Here is an 18,250-nt window from a genome sequence, read left to right as displayed (position 1 = left end):
TCGCCCTCAAACCGACACGCGGGCCGCCTACCATCGACGGCCCATCGGCACACGGAGAACACACGCATGAGTCTGGATTACGGTTTCGTGAAGGCGAAGGTGACGTCGGTGGCGCAGTTGAAGGGCTCGCCGCACGGCAGCGAGATTCAATATCACATCCACCTGACGCTGGCGCTGCCGGCCGGCGACTGGGATGTCGCGATCAACGTCGGCACCAGCGATGCGGACGACCTGTTGAACTACAAGCTCGTCTACGATTTCCACCATCCCGTCACGCAGACGCTCGCGGCCGCGGCCGAAGGCTACACCGACCTCACGGGGCAGACCGCGCTGCCGGCGCTCGACTACCTGCGCAGCGACATCCTGAACGAGACGGGCGCGTGGCGCGCGAGTGCGGTGATGGACGGCACCGAGAATCCGGAGCCGATTCCGTCGTTGCTGCGGCTCGTGAGCACCGCGCAGTCGCAGGGCCTCGACGTCGTCGTGTTCGGCCGCACCTATGCGGAAGGCAACGGGATCCACGACACGCACATGAACCAGGGCTCGACGGGCCCGAACTACCTGCATCGCGCGGGCGACGACCATAACGACCACAACGACGTATGGCAGGACGGCGCGCTGATCGTGCGCGTGAGCGATACGCAGTGGGCCGCGTATTTCGCGGCGTTCGAACAGCAGGCGGTGCCGACCGACGCGCTCGGCAATCCGCTGCCGGGCGCGGGGCCGATCACGCGCTGATACGGGCCGCCGGCGGCTACGTCACGCGGCCGGCAGCGTCTTGCCGAACGAGATGCGCTCCTCGACGCGATAACCGAGTGCCGCATAGAAGCGGCACGCATCGTCGTTGCCGGGCAGCACCTGCAGGTTGATCTTCAGGCAGCCGCGCGCGGCGAGCGCGCTTTCCGCGTGCGCGATCAGCGCACGGCCGACGCCGAGCCGCCGCGCGTCGTTCGAGACGCCGAACGAATAGAGCCAGCCGCGATGGCCGTCGAAACCCGCCATCAGCGTGCCGACGACGCGCGCGCCGCTGGTCGCGACGAAGAACAGCTCGGGCTGCGTCGCGAGCTTCAGCTCGATCGATCGCAGCGGATCGCGATGCGGCGGTGCGTCGGCTTCTTCGTACTGCGGGAACGCGTCGCGCCATACCGTGAGCACGGCATCGGTGTCGGCGCGTTCGAACGGGCGGATAGCGACAGCATCGGCGGCGGCATCCATCGGGGCGGTCTCCTTAGAGCGTGTCGAGGATCGACCGCAGCATCGCCATCATCTGGTCGATCTCGTCGGTCGTCACGTTCAGCGCGGGCATGAAGCGCAGCAGGTTCGGCCGCGCGGCGTTCAGCAGCAGGCCGTCGGGCTGCATGTCGCGCGCCTTCTCGACGATCTGCGGGCCGATGTCCTTGCCGAGCAGCAGCGCGCGCAGCAGGCCTTCGCCGCGTTCGCCCTCGAAGCCGCGTTCCTCCGACAGTTCGAGCAGCTTGCGCTTCAGGTATTCGCCGCGGGCGCGCACGCCTTCGAGGAAGCCGGGTGCGACGAGCTGCGAGATCACCGAATAACCGGCCGCCGTCATCAGCGGGTTGCCGTTGTACGTGCCGCCCTGGTCGCCGGCCTCGAACACCGCGACTTCGGCCTTCGACAGCAGCGCCGCGAGCGGCACGCCGCTGCCGATGCCCTTGCCGAGCGTCATGACGTCCGGCTCGATGTCGGCGAGTTCGTACGCGAACAGCGTGCCCGCGCGGCCGCAGCCGCTCTGCACTTCGTCGACGATCAGCAGCAGGTTGTGCTGCTTCGTCAGCGCGCGCAGCTCGCGCATGAATTCGGGCGTCGCCGGAATCACGCCGCCTTCGCCCTGGATCGGCTCAAGCATCACGGCGACGGTCTTGTCGGTGATCAGCTTCTCGACCGAGTTGATGTTGTTCAGCTCGGCCTTCGGGAAACCCGGCACTTGCGGCGCGTAGATCGTGTCCCAGCCCGGCTTGCCGCTGGCCGACATCGTCGCGAGCGTGCGGCCGTGGAAGCTGTGGTCGAACGTGATGATCTCGTACGCGCCGTTGCGGAACTTGCGGCCCCACTTGCGCGCGAGCTTGATCGCGCCTTCGTTCGCCTCGGCGCCGCTGTTCGTGAAGAACACCTTGTCGAACACGCTGTGCTGCGTGAGCAGGCCCGCGAGCTTGGCCATCGGTTCGTTGTAGAACGCCGGCGACGGGTTCAGCAGCGTTTCCGCCTGCTTCTTCAGCGCTTCCACGACGCCGTCGTTGCAGTGGCCGAGGCTGTTGACGGCCCAGCCCTGGATGAAGTCCAGATAGCGCTTGCCCGTGTGATCGTAGAGCCACGAACCCTTGCCGTGCGTAAACACGATGTCGGGGCGGTTCGTGATGTACATCAGCGAGTCGATCGGATAATCGTTCAGGGGCATGGCAGCAGACTCCAGCGGACGTTGAAAGGGAAACGGGCAATAAAAAAGCCACGGAAGGCCGTGGCTGGTGGGTCGAACAGCTTGTGCGTAACCGGTGAAGCGGAGTGGTGTTACGCGCGAGTCCGTGACGAGCCTGCGGCATCCGGGCGGAGCGGCGAGCGGCGACGTCGAAGAGCGGACAGGAAGCGGTTCATGTGCGCAAGCATAAGGCATCCCGCGCCTCACTGTAAACCGCCGCGATGCCACGGATGTGACATCGCGGCGCGCGGCGCGGGACGCGCGCGCGGTACTCAGACCGGATGAGCGAGATCGGCGGCGCTCGTGAACGAGTCCGCGAAGAACTCGTCGGTCGGCAGCGCGTGGTGCTGCGTGAAGTCGCGCTGCGCGGATTCGACCATCACCGGTGCGCCGCAGGCGTACACCTGGTGGCCCGACAGATCGGGCAGGTCCTCGATCACGGCGCGATGGACGAAGCCCGTGCGGCCGGTCCACTGGTCGCCGCTGTCCGGCTCGGAGAGCACCGGCACGTACTTGAAGTTCGGGATCTCGCGCGCCCACTGCTCGGCGAGTTCGCCGAGGTAGATGTCCTTCTTGCGGCGGGCACCCCAGTAGAGCGTCATCGGGCGCGTGATGCCCGTGTGCTTCACGTGTTCGATGATCGCCTTGATCGGTGCGAAGCCGGTGCCCGACGCGAGCAGTACGATCGGCTTGTCGGAATCCTCGCGCAGGAAGAACGTGCCGAGCGGGCCTTCGAAGCGCAGGATGTCGCGCTCCTTCATCGGGCCGAACACGTGATCGGTGAACTTGCCGCCCGGCATGTGGCGGATGTGCAGCTCGATCGGGCCTTCCTCGTGCGGCGCGTTCGCCATCGAGTAGCTGCGGCGCGAGCCGTCCTTCAGGATGAACTCGACGTACTGGCCCGCGAGATACTGCAGGCGTTCGTTGGCCGGCAACTGCAGCTTCACGACCATCACGTCGTCGGCCTTGCGTTCGAGCGCGGCGATCCGGCACGGCAGCTTCTTGACCTGCACGCCGTCGACGCCGGCGATCTCGCGCACGTCGATCTCGAGATCGCATTGCGCCTTCGAGCAGCACAGCAGCGCGAGGCCGCGCGTGCGCTCGTCGTTGGACAGCGCCGACGCGGCGTGCGGGCCCTGTTCGATCTGGCCCGACACGATCTGGCCTTTGCAGGAGCCGCACGCGCCGTTCTTGCAGCCGTACGGCAGATGGACGTTCTGGCGCAGCGCGGCCGCCAGCACGGTTTCGTCCGACTCGACCTGGAATTGCCGGCCGCTTTGCTTGAGAGTGACGTTGAATGCCATAGAACCAAACTAGAACAAAATGTGGGGACCGTGCATGTCGAGCACGGCAGCTACAATGCAAACCCGTTGCGCGTCGCGCAACGGTGGCTACTGATTTCGCAACCAACATGATCGCGACACGAATCCTGCGCCGGCCGCGCGCACTGATCGTCGGCTGCGGCGACGTCGGCATGCGCTGCGTCGCGCAATGGCGCGACACGCGCCGCAACCTGCGGATCTTCGCGCTGACGAGCCACCCGGCCCGCCGCGACGAACTGCGCGCCGCGGGCGCGACGCCGATCGTCGGCGATCTCGATCGCCCGGCGACGCTCGGCCGTCTCGCGGGTCTTGCCCGCACGATCCTGCATCTCGCGCCGCCGCAGTCCGATGGCCGCGACGACCGGCGCACGCGTGCGCTGATCGCCGCAACGACCCTGCCTGTTCGACGGCCAGCGGTACCGCCGGCACCGGCGGTCGGCCGGCTCCGAACGCTGCGCACCGCTGCCCGACAGGCCGGCGCGCCCGTTCGGGCAGCGCGTATTGTACCCGACGGCCTTCGCGCGCCGAGGCTCGTCTACGCCAGCACGACCGGCGTATACGGCGACTGCGGCGGCGCGCGCATCGACGAAACGCACCCGCTGTGCCCCGCGAATCCGCGCGCGTTCCGGCGCGTGTCGGCCGAGCGGCAACTGCGTGCGGCGACCGCGCGCGGCGTGCTGTCCGCACGCATCGTGCGCATTCCCGGCATCTACGCGGCGAACCGTCTGCCGGTCGCGCGGCTCGAGCGCGGCACGCCGGCGCTCGACGCGGCCGACGACGTCTACACGAACCACATCCACGCGGACGATCTCGCGGCGATCCTGCGCCGCGCGGCCGAGCGCGGCAGGCCGGCGCGCGCCGTGCATGCGTCGGACGACAGCGAACTGCGGATGGGGGAGTATTTCGACCGGGTCGCGCAGGCGCTCGGCCTGCCGAAGCCGCCGCGCGTCAGCCGCGCGGACGCCGAACGCCAGCTCGAACCGACGTTGCTGTCATTCATGCGCGAGTCGCGGCGCTTGTCCAACGCACGGCTCAAGGCCGAATTGTGCGTGACGTTGCGATATCCGACCGTAGACGATTTCCTTCAAACGCTCGCGCCGGGCAGCGCGTCAGGTCAGCGCCGGTAACGCCTCGATCAGCAGGAAGCACAGCAGCGCGCCGATCAGCGCGCCAATCAGGTTCGGATGATATTTGTGCTTCATGTGCATCGCGGCCAGCAGGCCGCCGATCACGATGACACCGACGATCGCGAACGCGATCGTCACGTATGACAGTTCAAAAGAATGGTTGATATTCATGATGTCTCCCCTGCATCGCTGCTCGTACAGCTTGTGATTCGAGTATAGCGGGGGATCGTGCGGCGGAGATGCGGCCGGACTCCGAACGGTCGTGCGGATTTTCCCTTACAGGGTTTTGACCGGATTGCGCAACGCTGAAAGGTCAGTGTCATCGAGCCAGCGCCATGCGCCCGGTTCGAGGTCGTCCGGCAGCGCGAAGCCGCCGATGCTTTCGCGGTGCAGCAGCTCGACGCGGTTGCTCGCCGCCGCAACCATGCGTTTCACTTGGTGATATTTGCCCTCGAGGACGGTCAGCGCGAGCGCGTGGGTGTCGCGCGCGTCGGCGGCGACCGCCGCGATCGGCTTCGGCTCGCCGTGGAGCTGCACGCCGGTGCGCAGCGCGTGCAGCTGCGCGTCGTCGAGCGGGTGGCGCACGGTCGCCACGTAGGTCTTCGGCACCTTGCGTTTCGGCGACGTGTACGCGTGCACGAACTGGCCGTCGTCGGACAGCAGCAGCAGGCCCGTGGTGTCCTGGTCGAGACGCCCGACGCACTGCACGCCGCGCGCGACGAGCGGCGCGGGCAGCAGGCTGAACACGCTTGCGTGGTGCTGCGGATCGCGCGAACACTCGTAACCGGCCGGCTTGTTGAGCGCGAGATACGCGTGCGTGTGGAACGGCCATGCCGTATCGTCGACCGAGAACACGAGGCCGTCGGTATCGAACGGGGCGTCGGGGTCGGTCGCGCTGGCGCCCGCGACGGCGACGCGGCCCGCTTCGATCAGGCCGCGGCACTGGCGGCGCGAGCCGAAGCCCTGGGTGTAGAGAATGCTTTCGAGATCCATAGCGCGCGCATTCTATCAAGCCGCGCGCGACCGGCATGAACGCGCCTGCGCTGGTAAGCTGCCGGAACGCCGCGCGGGGTGCGGCGCCCCTTCATTCTTCACGGAAAGTCCATGCCTTTCGATTCGTTCCCGTTCGGCCGCAAGGCTGCCGCCGTCGTCCTTGCCGCGACCGTTTCGTCGGCCGCGTTCGCGCACGCGCATCTTGCGAAGAGCGATCCGGCGGCGGGCGCGGCGGTGGCTGCCGCACCGGCCGCCGTCACGATCGACTTCACCGAGCCGCTGGAGCCGGCGTTCAGCTCGATCGTCGTCGTCGACGGCGACGGCAAGACGGTGTCGGACGGCAAGACACGCATCGACGCGTCGAACCGCAAGCGGATGACGGTGCCGCTCACGGCGGTCGGCACGGGCGCCTATACGGTGAAATGGGTGGCCGTCGCCACCGACGGACACCGCACGCAGGGCGCGTATGGCTTCAGCGTGAAGTAACGCAACGGCGGCGGCAGGCCCGTGCCAGGGCTGTCGCCGCCCTTATCCGACAGGGAGTTTCCCGCATGAATCCGACGACGCTCGACGCACTCGCCGATTTTCCCCGTCTGCTCGAAGCCCATTTCGCCGCCGTGCCCGACGGTTACGCGCGATGGACGCCCGATGACTGGGCCGGGATTCCGAGCGAGCACTTCTCGCCGCTCGGGCAGCTCTGCCACGTGCGCGACATCGAGATCGACGGTTATCACGTGCGGCTGCGGCGGATGCTCGATGAGGATCGGCCGCTGCTCGTGTCGATCGACGGTGACGCGCTCGCGATCGAGTGCCGCTACAACGACGCGTATGCATCCGACGTGCTCGCGGCGATCCGCGAAGCGCGACGCGAAACGCTGGACCTCCTGTCGCGCCTCACGCCCGAACAGTTCGCGCGCACCGGCGAGTTCGACGGCTACGGATCGCTGACCGTGCGCGGGCTCGTCCATTACCTGTGCAGCCACGACCAGCAGCATCTGGCCGGCATGCAGTGGCTGCTCGGCAAGATCGACGCGGCGCTGTACGCGCGCTGAACCGCGCCGGCAGCCACGCCATCCGAAGCGAATTCTGGCGTCGTTGTCGGTGCGGCAACCCACATTGCACTGTTCCGATTGGACCGTTTTTCTGGATAATCCATCCAGCCGCGACCGGCTGACCGGCGCGTCGCGCGTGCCTACACTCCTAGCTTCGTTCAACGAAAAAAGGAGTCAACCGTGGCAACTCACACGCTCGCAGACAAGGTCGTCCTGATCGCAGGCGGCGCAAAGAATCTTGGCGGCCTGATCGCGCGGGACCTGGCGAGCCACGGCGCGAAGGCGGTGGCGATTCACTACAACAGCGCGGCGTCGCAGGCGCAGGCCGAGGAGACGGCCGCCGCGGTGCGCGCGGCCGGCGCCGACGCCGCGACGTTCCAGGCCGACCTGACGACGGCCGCCGCGGTCGAGAAGCTGTTCGACGACGCGAAGCAGCGCTTCGGCAAGATCGACATCGCGATCAACACGGTCGGCAAGGTGCTGAAGAAACCGTTCACCGAGATCAGCGAGGCCGAATACGACGAGATGTTCGCGGTCAACAGCAAGTCGGCGTTCTTCTTCATCAAGGAAGCGGGGCGGCACCTCGAGGATCACGGCAAGCTCGTCACGCTCGTGACGTCGCTGCTCGGCGCGTTCACGCCGTTCTATGCGGCGTACGAAGGGTCGAAGGCGCCGGTCGAGCATTTCACGCGCGCGGCGTCGAAGGAATACGGTGCACGCGGGATCTCGGTGACGGCTGTCGGGCCGGGCCCGATGGACACGCCGTTCTTCTATCCGGCCGAAGGCGCCGATGCGGTCGCGTATCACAAGACCGCGGCCGCGCTGTCGCCGTTCAGCAAGACGGGCCTGACCGACATCGAGGACGTCGTGCCGTTCATCCGCCATCTCGTGACCGACGGCTGGTGGATCACCGGCCAGACGATCCTGATCAACGGCGGTTATACGACCAAGTAAGCGCCCACGCAGGCGGCCGTCGCGGGCGCGTGGCGCACCGCAATGGCTCGTTTGCGTGGACAATGGGCGGGCGCGCAGCCGTGAGGCCGCGCGCCCGTTTTCTCTGTGCCGCCGGCCCCCGCCGCGATGCGCGACGGGCGCCGGCGCCGGTCGTCCGAACCCATGTTCCCCGCCGATGGACAAGCTGGATCAGGTCAGAATCTTCCTGCAGGTTGCCGAGATGGGCAGCTTCATCAAGGCCGCGCATGCGCTCGACGTGCCGCGCGCGACCGTGTCGGCGGCCGTCCAGCAGCTCGAGACGGGGCTCGGCACGCGCCTCCTGCACCGCTCGACGCGTCAGGTGCAGCTGACCGCCGACGGCGCGTTGCTGCTCGAACGCGGCCGGCGCCTGCTCGCGGAGGCCGACGAACTCGACCGCCTGTTCCGCCGCCGCGACCGCGACGTGATCGGCCGGCTGAACGTCGACGTGCCGAGCCGGATCGCGCGGCGCGTGATCGCGCCCGCGCTGCCGTCGCTGTTTCGCCGCCACCCGAAGCTGCAGCTGTCGCTCGGCTCGACGGACCGCTCGATCGACCTGGTGCAGGAGGGCGTCGACTGCGCGATCCGCGTCGGGCGGCTGGCGGACAGCAGCCTCGTCGTGCGGCCGCTCGGGCAGTTCACGCTGATCAACTGCGCGAGCCCCGACTACCTGCGCGAATACGGCGTGCCCGAGCATCCGGAGGCGCTCGCGCATGGGCACTGGGCGATCGGCTATGCGTCGCCGACGACGGGGCGCGAACTCGGGTGGGAATACTGCGCGGACGGCGGGCAGCACACGCTGACGCTGCCGAGCCGCGTGATCGTCAACAACGCCGAAACCTATATCGCCGGCTGCATCGCCGGAATGGGGCTGATTCAGATTCCGCGCTTCGACGTCGCGCATCTGCTGGATAGCGGCGCACTCGTCGACGTGATGCCCGGTTACCGCGCCGCACCGATGGACGTGTCGGCCGTGTATCCGCACCGGCGGCACCGGTCGCGCCGGCTCAATGCATTCATCGAGTGGTTCGGGGCGCTGATGGCGGACGCGTTGGCGGGGACCGGAGCAGGGGCGGGCGCGGAGGGCGACTGACCGGGCCGCCGGTTTGCGTGAGGCTCCGCCGTGCTTGTTTCAGTCGGGCAGCGCCGCGAATTGCCGGCCGCGCCCGGTTTCCCGCACTGCATCGATCAACGCCGCGCCGGCGTCGTCCGGTTTCGCCGCGAACGCGTAGAAGCGCGCGACCGGCAGCGCGGGCAGCCCGTCCTGCGATCCGCACACACGCAGTCCGTCGCGCAGCTGGCTGCGCGCCAGCGCGGTGACCGCGAAGCCCGCGAGCGCGGCTGACACGCAGCCTGCCATGCTGCTGCTCTCGAACAGCACGCGGAACGGCCGCAGCGCCGCGGCGAGTGCCGCGACGGCGGCCTCCCGATAGACGCAAGGTTCCGGAAACAGCGCGAGCGGCACTTCGCCGCCGGCGTCGAGCGGGCGATCCGCCGCGAACGCCCACACGAGCGGTTCTTCCCACAGCAGTTCGCCCGGCGCGTCGACCTGCCGGCACTGCTTGCCGAATACGACATCGAGCCGGCCGAGCGTCTGCTCGCGCAGCAGCGCGGCGGTGATCCCGACCTTCAGCTCGATCGCGGTACGCGGGTAGCGGTCGCGGAACGTGCGCAGCACCTGCGGCAGCCAAGCCCCGGCGAAATCCTCCGATGCGCCGACGCGCAGCCGCCCGTGCGCCGGCGCGCCGCGCAGCCTCGCGCGCACTTCGCGCTCCATGTCGACGATGTTGCGCGCGTACACGTACAGCGTGTCGCCGGCCGGCGTGAGCGCGATACGGCGCGTCGTGCGCGCGAGCAGCATGGTGCCGGCCGCCTGTTCGAGGCGTTTGATGTGGCCGCTGACGGCGGACGGCGTCAGCGCGAGGCGCTCCGCGGCCGGCGCGAACCCGCGGCTGTCGACGACTTCGAGGAAGGTGCGCAGCAGCGCGATGTCGAGCGAGGTCGACGCGGGATCGGTCAGCGGTTCCATCGGTCAATTCAACGCAATATTTGAAGAATGAATCATGATACTCCGTGAATCGTGATGAAAGGCCGACCTACCATCGTGCAACAGGTTGACCCCACGGAGAGCACGATGCCTACCTATGCGCATGCGACGACCGCGTCGCTCGATATCGCCTATCTCGAATGGAACCCGCGCGGCACACGCGTGGCCGTGCTGCTGCACGGCTGGCCGGACAGCCCGGTCGGCTGGGAGCGCGTGGCCGCGGCGCTTGCCGAACGCGGCTACCGCGTGCTCGCGCCCGCGCTGCGCGGCTTTGCGCCGACGCGCTTTCGCGACGCATCCACGCCTCGCAGCGGCCAGCTCGCGGCGCTCGGGCGCGACCTGCTCGAATTCGTCGATGTGCTCGGCGTCGAGCGGCCCGTGCTGGTCGGGCACGACTGGGGCGCCCGTGCGGTCGCGAACGCCTGTGGGCTGCGCGAGGGTGTCGCATCGCATCTCGTGATGCTGTCGGTCGGGTACGGCACCAACGATCCCGGTCAACCGCTGTCGCTGCAGCAGGCGCGCAACTACTGGTATCACTGGTTCATGGCGACGCCGCGTGGCGAACAGGCACTGCGCGACGATCGCCGCGCGTTCGCCCGCCTGATGTGGGACACGTGGTCGCCGCCCGGCTGGTATCGCGACAGCGATTTCGATGCGGCCGCTGCCGCGTTCGACGGGCCCGACTGGATCGACGTCGTGCTGCATTCGTACCGGCATCGCTGGGGTTTCGCGCCGGGTGCGCCGGCCTATGCCGACGACGACGCACGGCTGAATCCGTCGCCCGTGCTGTCGGTGCCGACGCTCGTGCTGCACGGCGGCGCGGATGCCGTCAACCACCCGGACAGCTCGGCCGGACGCGAGCTGTACTTTGCGGGGCGCTACGCGCGGCAGGTGCTGGACGGCGTCGGGCATTTTCCGCAGTACGAGGCGTCGGCGGCGGTCGCGGACGCGATCCTCGGGTTCTGCGAGCGCGACTGACGCGCGCGGCGGCGGCTCAACCGCCGACGCGGGGCGCGAGCAGGTCGTCGAGGCCGATGCTCCGGAACATCTCGCGGCGGATCCGATCGCCGACGCGGAACACTTCCTCCGCGCCGTCCTGCGACGGATCGACGAACACGCGATACGGGCGCTTGCCGGGCGGCGCGGCGACGAGATCGGCAATCGCTGTCGCGACCGTGCCGGCATCGGCGTCCGCGGGTTCGAGCGCGGCGAGCCCCTGCAGCGCTTGATCGGCGACGCCCGCGTAGGGCCCGCTATCGTAGGCCGCCTGCACGGCGGCATCGGCCGGCTTGCCCGCGTGCACGAAGTGGTTCGTGCCCCGGGTGAATGCGCCCGGCACGACGATCGACGTTTCGATGCCCCAGCGCGCGAGTTCGGCCGCATAGGACACCGCGAGCGAATCCATCGCGGCCTTCGCGGCGAAGTAGGGTGCGAGGAACGGCGGGGTGCCGCCGCGCGCCGACGAGGACGATACCCAGACGAGCAGGCCGCGGCCCTGGCGGCGCAGGTGCGGCAGCGCCGCGCGGTTCACGCGCTGGGTCGACACGACGTTGATGTCGTACAGCTGCGCCAGTTGTTCTGGCGTGAACGCTTCGGCCGGGCCGAACACCATGTGGCCGGCGTTGTGGACGATGATGTCGACGCGGCCGTTGTCCGCGATCACGCGGTCGATCGCGGCGTCGACGGACGCGTCGTCGCCGACGTCGAGCTCGACGGTGCGCAGGTCGACGCCGTGTTCATGCGCATAGGCCGCGATTGCGGCGGCGCGCGGCGCGTTGCGGCCGGCGCTTTCGCGCATCGACGCGTAGACCGTGTGGCCGGCGCGGGCGAGTGCCTGGGCCGTCAGCAGGCCGAAGCCGCTGGACGCGCCCGTGACGAGAATGACTTCCTTCACGATCGATCTCCGGTAACAGGGGGAGGGGCCGCGGCTGGTTGCCCTTTCGCGCGGTCCGTCAGCACATGCCGCCGTTGGCGCGCAGGATCTGGCCGTTGACCCACCCGCCGTCGGGGCCGGCGAGGAAGGCGACGACGCCGGCGATGTCCGCGGGCTGGCCGAGCCGCTCCAGCGGATTCATGTTCGCCATCCGGTCGACGAGCTCGGGGCTCTTGCCGTGCAGGAACAGCTCGGTCGCGACCGGCCCCGGCGCGACGGCATTCACGCTGATGCCGCGGCCGCGCATCTCCTGGGCGAGGACCTGCGTCAGGCCCTCGACGGCCGCCTTGGTCGCGATGTACACGCCGTAGGTCGGCAGGCGCATGCCGATCACGCTCGACGACAGGTTGACGATGCGGCCGCCGTCGCGCAGGCGCTTCGCCGCCTCGCGGCTGACGTTGAACGTGCCCTTCAGGTTGATCGCGACGGTCTGGTCGAAGGACGCGTCGTCGACGTCCGCGATCGCGGCGAGCTTCATGACGCCCGCACTGTTGACGACCACGTCGACGCGACCGAATGCGCGCTCGGCCGCGTCGAACAGCGCGGCGGTCGCCGCCGGGTCGGCGACGTCCGCCTGCACCGCGATGGCTTCGCCGCCGGCGGCGACGATCGCGTCGACCACTTCCTGAGCGGGGCCGGCGCTACCGGCATAGTTGACGACGACCCTGAAACCGTCCCGGGCGAGACGGCGGGCGATTTCCGCGCCGATGCCACGCGACGACCCGGTGACGAGGGCGACCTGTTCCGATGTGCTCATGTCCTGCTCCTTGATTCGTGAGTGCCGTGCGAGCCGGCGACAGGACTAATGTAGGTTCCCTCGTTCAATAAAAATAATGAATAATGATCAGATCAAGAATGACTGAAAGTATGTCTCATGGCATTCGACAGCAGACTCCTGAGCGGTATCGGCGTGCTCTCGGCGGTGATCGAGGCCGGCACCTTCGCGCGCGCGGGCGAGGCGATGGGGTTGACGCAACCGGCCGTGAGCCGCGCCGTCGCGCGGCTGGAAGAGCGCGTCGGCATCCGGATCTTCAACCGGACGGCGCGCGCGATCACGTTGACCGACGAAGGGCGGCGCTTTTACGAGGCGGTCGCGCCGCTGCTGGCCGGCATCGAGGAGGCGGCGGTCGACGCCGGCCGTTCCAGCGCGCGCGTCAGGGGGCGGCTGCGGGTCAACGTGGACGGCACCTTCGGCCACGCCGTGCTGGCGCCGCGGATGGCGGAGTTTCTCGACCGCTTCCCCGAACTGTCCGTCGAAATCAGCGTGCGTGACCGGATGGGCGATCTCGTCGCCGACGGCTTCGACGTCGCGGTGCGTTTCGGCATTCCGGAGCCGTCGTCATACCGCGCGCGGCTGCTGCTCGAGACGCGCGTGCTCACCTGCGCGTCGGCGGCCTATGTCGCGCGTCACGGCGAACCGCGGCATCCGCACGATCTGGCGGACGGGCACCGTTGCGTGCTGATCCGCGATCCGGTCACGGGGCGGCCGTTCGAATGGGTGTTCCAGCGCGGCAACGAGGTGGTGCCGTTCGAGGCCGGCGGCCGGCTGATGGTCAACGACACGGGCGCGCTGCTCGGCGCGTGCCTCGGCGGCGCGGGCGTCGCGCAGCTGCTGGAACTCTACGCGCGGGACATCCTCGCCGACGGGCGGCTGGTGCAGTTGCTGCCGGAATGGGCGGACGAGACGTTCCCGCTCTATGCGTATCACCACGCGTCGAACCTCGTGTCCGCGAAGGTGCGGGTGTTTCTCGACTTCGTCCGCGAACTGATGGCCTGAGTCCGCACCGCGAAAGGCGGCCGGGTGGCCGTCGGGTCATTCGGTGCGATGGGGAACGTTGTCCGGGAACGGATAGGGCGCATGCGGCCCCGGCCAATCGGGCACCGGCGGCGCGCTCAGTACGTCGCATCCGCCCAGCATCAGCGACAGAACCGCGGCAAGCACGCGGCGGCAGATCGGGCGTGAAATCGTGCGCATGGACATGGGCGGCCTCCGTGCTCGGCATCCCTGATGCTTGGACTGCCTGGCGGGACACGTGTTGCGGCCGGCGCGGCGAAAAACAAAAAACCCGCGAAGCGATGAGCTTGCGCGGGTTTCGAGCGGGCAGCGCATGACGCTGCGAAATACTGGTGCCCAGGGCCGGAATCGAACCGGCACGCCTTGCGGCGGGGGATTTTGAGTCCCCTGCGTCTACCAATTTCACCACCTGGGCTTGTTCGTGGCCGCGCAGGTGTTCGTGCGCGGCGAAACGCGGATTATGGCTGAAATCCCCGCACCGGGCAAGCCACCCGCTTGCCGGGCTTGCCGGTCACTGGCTCAGGTAGACGAACCGGCCCTGTTTCACAATCCCCATCACGCTTGCGCGTTGATCGAGCCCCACATGATCCTTGTCGCTCGTGTTGACGACGCCGTTCGGCACGACGAGTTCGTGCGCGCGTTCGAGCTCGTGCCGCAGCGCCGCGCGGAACGCGGGTGTGCCGGGCTGCGCGGTCTTCAGCGCACGGCCGACCGCGTCGGCGAGGCGCGGGTAGACGCCCGCCGCATCACCCGCGAACTGCGTGACCGTGCCGGCCCCGTACTTCGCCTCGTACGCGTCGACGAACGCAAGCGCGGCCTTGCGGGCCGGATGGTCGGCCGGCAGCGTGCGCGCGACGACCACCGGCTGGGTCGGGAACAGCGTCCCGTCGACGTCCTTGCCGCCCAGCTTGATGAATTCCGGCGTCGCGATCCCGTGCGTCTGGTAGATCGGGCCCTTGTAGCCGCGTTCGATCAGCGTGCGTTGCGGCAGCACGGCCGGCGTGCCCGAGCCCGCGATCAGGATCGCGTCGGGCTTCGCCGCGATCAGCTTCAGCGCCTGGCCGGTGACGCTCGCGTCGGTACGGTTGAAGCGCTCGGTCGCGACGACGCGGATCTTGCGCAGGTCCGCGAAGCGCGTGAACTCGTTCAGCCAGCTGTCGCCGTAGCTGTCCGCGAAGCCGATGAAGCCGACCGTCTTCACGCCGCGATTCGACATGGTGCGCATCATCACGTCGGCCATCGCACTGTCGCTCTGCGCCATCTTGAACGCCCAGGTCCGCGCGCCTTCCTGCGGCTCGACGATCGCGCCGGAGCCGACCAGCGTGATCATCGGCGTCTGCCCGGCGGCCACGGCGTCGAGCGCCGCGAGCGCGGCCGGCGTGATGTTCGGCCCGACCACGACGTCGACGTGATCCTCGTCGACCAGCTTGCGGATGTTGCGCACGGCCGTGCCCGGGTCGGACGCATCGTCGAGCACCGTTACCTGCACGGGCTGCCCGGCGATCGTCTTCGGCCACATCAGGATCGCGTTCTTGCTCGTGATGCCGATCACGGCGGCCGGGCCGGTCGACGACAGGTCGACGCCGACCTTCAGGTCGGCATGCGCGGCCGCGCAGGCCAGCACGAGGGCGGCGCCGGCGGCGCGGCGCAGCAGAGCGGGGAGCGTCATGCGGGAATCTCCGTCGGGCAACAAAAAGGGGCGCGATATGCGCCCCTGTGTTTATACACGTCGCTCAAAGCTCGTACGATTCGGATTCGCCCTTGAGCGCCTGCTCGATCAGCTTGCGGTTCAGCGTCGGCGACAGCAATTCGACGAGCGTATACACATAGCTGCGCAGGTAGGCGCCCTGCTTGAGCGCGACGCGCGTCACGTTGCTGCCGAACAGGTGGCCGACCGGGATCAGCCGCAGGTTGCGGTCGCGCTCGGGGTTGAACGCGATGTCGGCCATGATCCCGACTCCGAGGCCAAGCTCGACATAGGTCTTGATCACGTCGGCGTCGATCGCCTCGAGAACGATGTCCGGCGACAGCCCGCGCAGCGCGAACGCCTGGTTGATCTTCTTGCGGCCCGCGAACGCGTCGTCGTACGTGATCAGCGGGTACTGCGCGAGATCGTCGAGCGACGGCGGCTTGCGTTCGAGCAGCGGATGATCGGCCGGTACGACGGCCGCGTGATGCCACTGGAAGCAGGGCAGCGACACGAGCTCCTTGTAGTCGGAAATCGCCTCGGTCGCGATCGCGAGATCGGCCTGGTCGTGGATCACCATCTCGGCCACCTGCGTCGGGCTGCCCTGCAGGATCGACAGGTGCACCTTCGGGAAGCGCTTCTTGAATTCGGCGATCGCGGCCGGCAGCGAGTAGCGGGCCTGCGTGTGGGTGGCCGCGATGGTCAGGTTGCCCTGGTCCTGCGCGGCATAATCCTTCCCGACCCTTTTAAGGCTTTCAACCTCCTGCAGGATCCGCTCGACCGACGCGAGGATGATCCTGCCCGGCTCGGTGAGCGAGCGCACGCGCTTGCCGTGCCGCGTGAAGATCTCCACGCCCAGCTCGTCCTCGAGCTCGATGATCGCCTTCGAAACCCCCGGTTGCGACGTGTAGAGCGCCTTGGCGGCCTCGGTGAGGTTGAAATTCTGCCGGACGGCCTCGCGCACGAAGCGAAATTGGTGCAGGTTCATTTATAACCCTTCCGCATATCAACAGAATTTTTTAGTCGTTTGAAATATAAGGCGAGTTTATTACGATTCACCGGAGTTTTTCAAATATGGATATCTGTTTTCGTCATTAGCAATCCACCCGACAGCGGATGGGGGCGGTGACGGCAGAACGGAGATTCGGGCGCGACGTGGCTAGGACGTCGCGCGGTCACCACGAAAACCCCTGGGGTCCCCGAATGTATCAGTACGACCAATACGACCAGACGATCGTCGACGAGCGTGTCGCGCAGTACCGCGATCAGGTGCGCCGCCGCCTGTCGGGCGAGCTGAGCGAAGACGAGTTCCGTCCGCTGCGTCTGCAGAACGGCCTGTACATGCAGCGCCACGCGTACATGCACCGCATCGCGATTCCGTACGGCAACCTGCGCAGCGACCAGCTCCGGATGCTGGCGCGCATCGCCCGCGAACACGACCGCGGCTACGGCCACTTCTCGACCCGCTCGAACATCCAGTTCAACTGGATCGAGCTCGAAGACACGCCGGAGATCCTCGCGAAGCTCGCGTCGGTGCAGATGCACGGCATCCAGACCTCGGGCAACTGCATCCGCAACATCACGGCCGACCAGTTCGCGGGCGTTGCGCAGGACGAGGAGATCGATCCGCGTCCGTGGTCGGAAATCCTGCGCCAGTGGTCGACGTTCCATCCCGAATTCGCATGGCTGCCGCGCAAGTTCAAGATCGCGGTGTCGGGCTCGAAGGACGACCGCGCGGCCGTGCAGATCCACGACCTTGGCGTGTACCTGAAGAAGAACGCGCAGGGCGAAGTGGTCGCGAGCATCCTTGCGGGCGGCGGCCTCGGCCGTACGCCGATCGTCGGCGCGGTGATCAAGGAAGACCTGCCGTGGCAGCACCTGCTCACCTACTGCGAAGCCGTGCTGCGCGTGTACAACCGCTTCGGCCGCCGCGACAACCTGTATAAGGCGCGCATCAAGATCCTCGTGAAGGCGCTGTCGCCCGCGAAGTTCGCGCAGCAGGTCGAGGAAGAGTGGCAGCACCTGAAGGACGGCCCGTCGACGCTCACGCAGGCGGAAGTCGACCGCGTGTCGCAGTATTTCAAGCCGCCCGTCTACGAGAAGCTGGCCGACACGGATGCATCGTTCGAACAGCACCTGCTCGAGAGCAAGGCGTTCGCGCGCTGGGTCGAGCGCAACGTCGCGCCGCACAAGGTGCCGGGCTATGCAGCCGTCACGCTGTCGCTGAAGGATCACCGCGTGGCGCCGGGCGACGCGACCGACCAGCAGATGGAACTGGTCGCCGACTGGGCCGACGCTTATTCGTTCGGCGAACTGCGCGTGTCGCACGAGCAGAACCTGATTCTCGCGAACGTGAAGAAGCGCGACCTGTTCGCAGTGTGGGAAAAGGCGAAGGCGGCCAGTTTCGCGACGCCGAACATCGGCCTGCTGACCGACATCATCGCGTGCCCGGGCGGCGATTTCTGCTCGCTCGCGAACGCGAAGTCGATCCCGATCGCGCTGGCGATTCAGCAGCGTTTCGACGATCTCGACTATGTGTACGACCTCGGCGACCTGTCGCTGAATATTTCCGGTTGCATGAACTCGTGCGGTCACCACCACGTCGGCAACATCGGCATCCTCGGCGTCGACAAGGACGGTGCCGAGTGGTACCAGGTGTCGCTCGGCGGCGAGCAGGGCACGGGCCGCAACGGCGCGCGCCTCGGCCGCGTGATCGGGCCGTCGTTCTCGGCGGAAGAAGTGCCGGACGTGATCGCGAAGCTGATCGACACGTTCGTCGATGCGCGCATCGACGGCGAGCGCTTCGTCGACACGTACGACCGCATCGGCATCGCACCGTTCAAGGAGCGCGTGTATGCGGCGCGCCAGGCAGTGAACGCCTAACAACCGGG

At 68.0% G+C, this 18,250-nt stretch carries 20 protein-coding genes and 1 tRNA gene; 9 read left to right on the top strand and 12 right to left on the bottom strand.

The genetic code is table 11. The features are described 5' to 3' along the window. The first annotated feature begins 66 nt into the window (after window positions 1-66). Window positions 67-738 carry a DUF2278 family protein gene (locus tag ACN22W_RS13880; protein WP_129514692.1) on the top strand — a complete coding sequence of 224 codons (672 nt, stop codon included), beginning with the start codon at window positions 67-69 and terminating at the stop codon, window positions 736-738. A 21-nt stretch (window positions 739-759) separates the two neighbouring features. Here the strand turns inward: ACN22W_RS13880 and ACN22W_RS13875 are convergent, their stop codons facing one another. From ACN22W_RS13875 to ACN22W_RS13865, 3 genes are all read right to left on the bottom strand, one after another. Further along, window positions 760-1,215, bottom strand: coding sequence for a GNAT family acetyltransferase (locus ACN22W_RS13875; protein WP_419684954.1), 456 nt, complete (start codon window positions 1,213-1,215; stop codon window positions 760-762). 13 nt (window positions 1,216-1,228) lie between these two features. Next, on the bottom strand, window positions 1,229-2,413 hold the full coding sequence (locus tag ACN22W_RS13870; RefSeq protein WP_412023174.1) for an acetylornithine transaminase: 1,185 nt from the start codon (window positions 2,411-2,413) through the stop codon (window positions 1,229-1,231). 290 nt (window positions 2,414-2,703) lie between these two features. Beyond that, window positions 2,704-3,735 (bottom strand): CDP-6-deoxy-delta-3,4-glucoseen reductase, encoded by a 1,032-nt coding sequence (locus tag ACN22W_RS13865; protein WP_419684952.1) that lies wholly within the window; start codon window positions 3,733-3,735, stop codon window positions 2,704-2,706. A 107-nt stretch (window positions 3,736-3,842) separates the two neighbouring features. On the opposite strand from ACN22W_RS13865, the gene ACN22W_RS13860 reads away from it, so the two are divergent. Further along, entirely contained in the window at window positions 3,843-4,880 is a 1,038-nt protein-coding gene (locus ACN22W_RS13860; protein WP_419684950.1) for an NAD-dependent epimerase/dehydratase family protein, read from the top strand. Here the strand turns inward: ACN22W_RS13860 and ACN22W_RS13855 are convergent. Further along, window positions 4,863-5,051 carry a hypothetical protein gene (locus ACN22W_RS13855; RefSeq protein ID WP_193098884.1) on the bottom strand — a complete coding sequence of 63 codons (189 nt, stop codon included), beginning with the start codon at window positions 5,049-5,051 and terminating at the stop codon, window positions 4,863-4,865. The genes ACN22W_RS13860 and ACN22W_RS13855 overlap by 18 nt on opposite strands. Window positions 5,052-5,156: 105 nt before the next feature. After that, window positions 5,157-5,873, bottom strand: a complete 717-nt coding sequence (locus ACN22W_RS13850; RefSeq protein ID WP_419684948.1) for a pseudouridine synthase — start codon at window positions 5,871-5,873, stop codon at window positions 5,157-5,159. A 111-nt stretch (window positions 5,874-5,984) separates the two neighbouring features. On the opposite strand from ACN22W_RS13850, the gene copC reads away from it, so the two are divergent. The 4 genes from copC to ACN22W_RS13830 all read left to right on the top strand — a co-directional run bounded on the left by copC (window position 5,985) and on the right by ACN22W_RS13830 (window position 8,990). Then, window positions 5,985-6,359, top strand: coding sequence for a copper homeostasis periplasmic binding protein CopC (copC, locus tag ACN22W_RS13845; RefSeq protein WP_419684946.1), 375 nt, complete (start codon window positions 5,985-5,987; stop codon window positions 6,357-6,359). 65 nt (window positions 6,360-6,424) lie between these two features. Then, window positions 6,425-6,925, top strand: coding sequence for a DinB family protein (locus tag ACN22W_RS13840; protein ID WP_419684944.1), 501 nt, complete (start codon window positions 6,425-6,427; stop codon window positions 6,923-6,925). A gap of 180 nt (window positions 6,926-7,105) precedes the next feature. Further along, on the top strand, window positions 7,106-7,879 hold the full coding sequence (locus ACN22W_RS13835; protein WP_129512770.1) for an SDR family oxidoreductase: 774 nt from the start codon (window positions 7,106-7,108) through the stop codon (window positions 7,877-7,879). Window positions 7,880-8,054: 175 nt separating this feature from the next. Next, entirely contained in the window at window positions 8,055-8,990 is a 936-nt protein-coding gene (locus ACN22W_RS13830) for a LysR family transcriptional regulator (protein WP_419684942.1), read from the top strand. A 39-nt stretch (window positions 8,991-9,029) separates the two neighbouring features. Here the strand turns inward: ACN22W_RS13830 and ACN22W_RS13825 are convergent, their stop codons facing one another. Continuing rightward, complete coding sequence (locus tag ACN22W_RS13825) at window positions 9,030-9,926, bottom strand: LysR substrate-binding domain-containing protein (protein WP_419684940.1); 897 nt, start codon at window positions 9,924-9,926, stop codon at window positions 9,030-9,032. Between the two features lie 105 nt (window positions 9,927-10,031). Here ACN22W_RS13825 and ACN22W_RS13820 point away from each other — a divergent pair, with 105 nt between their 5' ends. Next, entirely contained in the window at window positions 10,032-10,922 is an 891-nt protein-coding gene (locus ACN22W_RS13820; protein ID WP_419684938.1) for an alpha/beta fold hydrolase, read from the top strand. A 16-nt stretch (window positions 10,923-10,938) separates the two neighbouring features. Here the strand turns inward: ACN22W_RS13820 and ACN22W_RS13815 are convergent, their stop codons facing one another. Further along, window positions 10,939-11,838, bottom strand: coding sequence for an SDR family oxidoreductase (locus ACN22W_RS13815; RefSeq protein WP_419684936.1), 900 nt, complete (start codon window positions 11,836-11,838; stop codon window positions 10,939-10,941). A 58-nt stretch (window positions 11,839-11,896) separates the two neighbouring features. Next, window positions 11,897-12,634: an SDR family oxidoreductase gene (locus ACN22W_RS13810; RefSeq protein ID WP_419684934.1), complete on the bottom strand. Its 738-nt coding sequence runs from the start codon at window positions 12,632-12,634 to the stop codon at window positions 11,897-11,899. A gap of 117 nt (window positions 12,635-12,751) precedes the next feature. On the opposite strand from ACN22W_RS13810, the gene ACN22W_RS13805 reads away from it, so the two are divergent. Next, window positions 12,752-13,654, top strand: a complete 903-nt coding sequence (locus ACN22W_RS13805; protein ID WP_412023184.1) for a LysR family transcriptional regulator — start codon at window positions 12,752-12,754, stop codon at window positions 13,652-13,654. 36 nt (window positions 13,655-13,690) lie between these two features. Here ACN22W_RS13805 and ACN22W_RS13800 read toward each other — a convergent pair whose 3' ends face one another. The 4 genes from ACN22W_RS13800 to ACN22W_RS13785 all read right to left on the bottom strand — a co-directional run bounded on the left by ACN22W_RS13800 (window position 13,691) and on the right by ACN22W_RS13785 (window position 16,347). Next, window positions 13,691-13,858: a hypothetical protein gene (locus tag ACN22W_RS13800; RefSeq protein ID WP_193098875.1), complete on the bottom strand. Its 168-nt coding sequence runs from the start codon at window positions 13,856-13,858 to the stop codon at window positions 13,691-13,693. Window positions 13,859-14,002: 144 nt separating this feature from the next. Then, window positions 14,003-14,087 (bottom strand) — tRNA-Leu (locus ACN22W_RS13795). Between the two features lie 96 nt (window positions 14,088-14,183). Continuing rightward, window positions 14,184-15,341, bottom strand: a complete 1,158-nt coding sequence (locus ACN22W_RS13790) for an ABC transporter substrate-binding protein (protein WP_419684931.1) — start codon at window positions 15,339-15,341, stop codon at window positions 14,184-14,186. 64 nt (window positions 15,342-15,405) lie between these two features. Beyond that, complete coding sequence (locus ACN22W_RS13785) at window positions 15,406-16,347, bottom strand: CysB family HTH-type transcriptional regulator (protein WP_034178788.1); 942 nt, start codon at window positions 16,345-16,347, stop codon at window positions 15,406-15,408. Window positions 16,348-16,562: 215 nt separating this feature from the next. Here ACN22W_RS13785 and ACN22W_RS13780 point away from each other — a divergent pair, with 215 nt between their 5' ends. Continuing rightward, window positions 16,563-18,242, top strand: a complete 1,680-nt coding sequence (locus ACN22W_RS13780; protein ID WP_419684929.1) for a nitrite/sulfite reductase — start codon at window positions 16,563-16,565, stop codon at window positions 18,240-18,242. The last annotated feature ends 8 nt before the right edge of the window (window positions 18,243-18,250 follow it).

The sequence above is a fragment of the Burkholderia theae genome, assembly GCF_048565265.1.
In the GTDB taxonomy this organism is placed as follows: Bacteria; Pseudomonadota; Gammaproteobacteria; order Burkholderiales; family Burkholderiaceae; genus Burkholderia; species Burkholderia theae.
This window is presented reverse-complemented; position numbering and strand designations above follow the sequence as displayed.

Bases quoted from the DNA above. Each gene is read 5' to 3' on its own strand.
- ACN22W_RS13780 (WP_419684929.1), top strand. From the start codon at position 16,563: ATGTATCAGTACGACCAATACGACCAGACGATCGTCGACGAGCGTGTC.
- ACN22W_RS13880 (WP_129514692.1), top strand. From the start codon at position 67: ATGAGTCTGGATTACGGTTTCGTGAAGGCGAAGGTGACGTCGGTGGCG.
- ACN22W_RS13810 (WP_419684934.1), bottom strand. From the start codon at position 12,634: ATGAGCACATCGGAACAGGTCGCCCTCGTCACCGGGTCGTCGCGTGGC.
- ACN22W_RS13840 (WP_419684944.1), top strand. From the start codon at position 6,425: ATGAATCCGACGACGCTCGACGCACTCGCCGATTTTCCCCGTCTGCTC.
- ACN22W_RS13865 (WP_419684952.1), bottom strand. From the start codon at position 3,735: ATGGCATTCAACGTCACTCTCAAGCAAAGCGGCCGGCAATTCCAGGTC.
- ACN22W_RS13875 (WP_419684954.1), bottom strand. From the start codon at position 1,215: ATGGATGCCGCCGCCGATGCTGTCGCTATCCGCCCGTTCGAACGCGCC.
- ACN22W_RS13850 (WP_419684948.1), bottom strand. From the start codon at position 5,873: ATGGATCTCGAAAGCATTCTCTACACCCAGGGCTTCGGCTCGCGCCGC.
- ACN22W_RS13855 (WP_193098884.1), bottom strand. From the start codon at position 5,051: ATGAATATCAACCATTCTTTTGAACTGTCATACGTGACGATCGCGTTC.
- ACN22W_RS13805 (WP_412023184.1), top strand. From the start codon at position 12,752: ATGGCATTCGACAGCAGACTCCTGAGCGGTATCGGCGTGCTCTCGGCG.
- ACN22W_RS13830 (WP_419684942.1), top strand. From the start codon at position 8,055: ATGGACAAGCTGGATCAGGTCAGAATCTTCCTGCAGGTTGCCGAGATG.
- ACN22W_RS13800 (WP_193098875.1), bottom strand. From the start codon at position 13,858: ATGTCCATGCGCACGATTTCACGCCCGATCTGCCGCCGCGTGCTTGCC.
- ACN22W_RS13790 (WP_419684931.1), bottom strand. From the start codon at position 15,341: ATGACGCTCCCCGCTCTGCTGCGCCGCGCCGCCGGCGCCGCCCTCGTG.
- ACN22W_RS13785 (WP_034178788.1), bottom strand. From the start codon at position 16,347: ATGAACCTGCACCAATTTCGCTTCGTGCGCGAGGCCGTCCGGCAGAAT.
- ACN22W_RS13870 (WP_412023174.1), bottom strand. From the start codon at position 2,413: ATGCCCCTGAACGATTATCCGATCGACTCGCTGATGTACATCACGAAC.
- ACN22W_RS13860 (WP_419684950.1), top strand. From the start codon at position 3,843: ATGATCGCGACACGAATCCTGCGCCGGCCGCGCGCACTGATCGTCGGC.
- ACN22W_RS13825 (WP_419684940.1), bottom strand. From the start codon at position 9,926: ATGGAACCGCTGACCGATCCCGCGTCGACCTCGCTCGACATCGCGCTG.
- copC (WP_419684946.1), top strand. From the start codon at position 5,985: ATGCCTTTCGATTCGTTCCCGTTCGGCCGCAAGGCTGCCGCCGTCGTC.
- ACN22W_RS13820 (WP_419684938.1), top strand. From the start codon at position 10,032: ATGCCTACCTATGCGCATGCGACGACCGCGTCGCTCGATATCGCCTAT.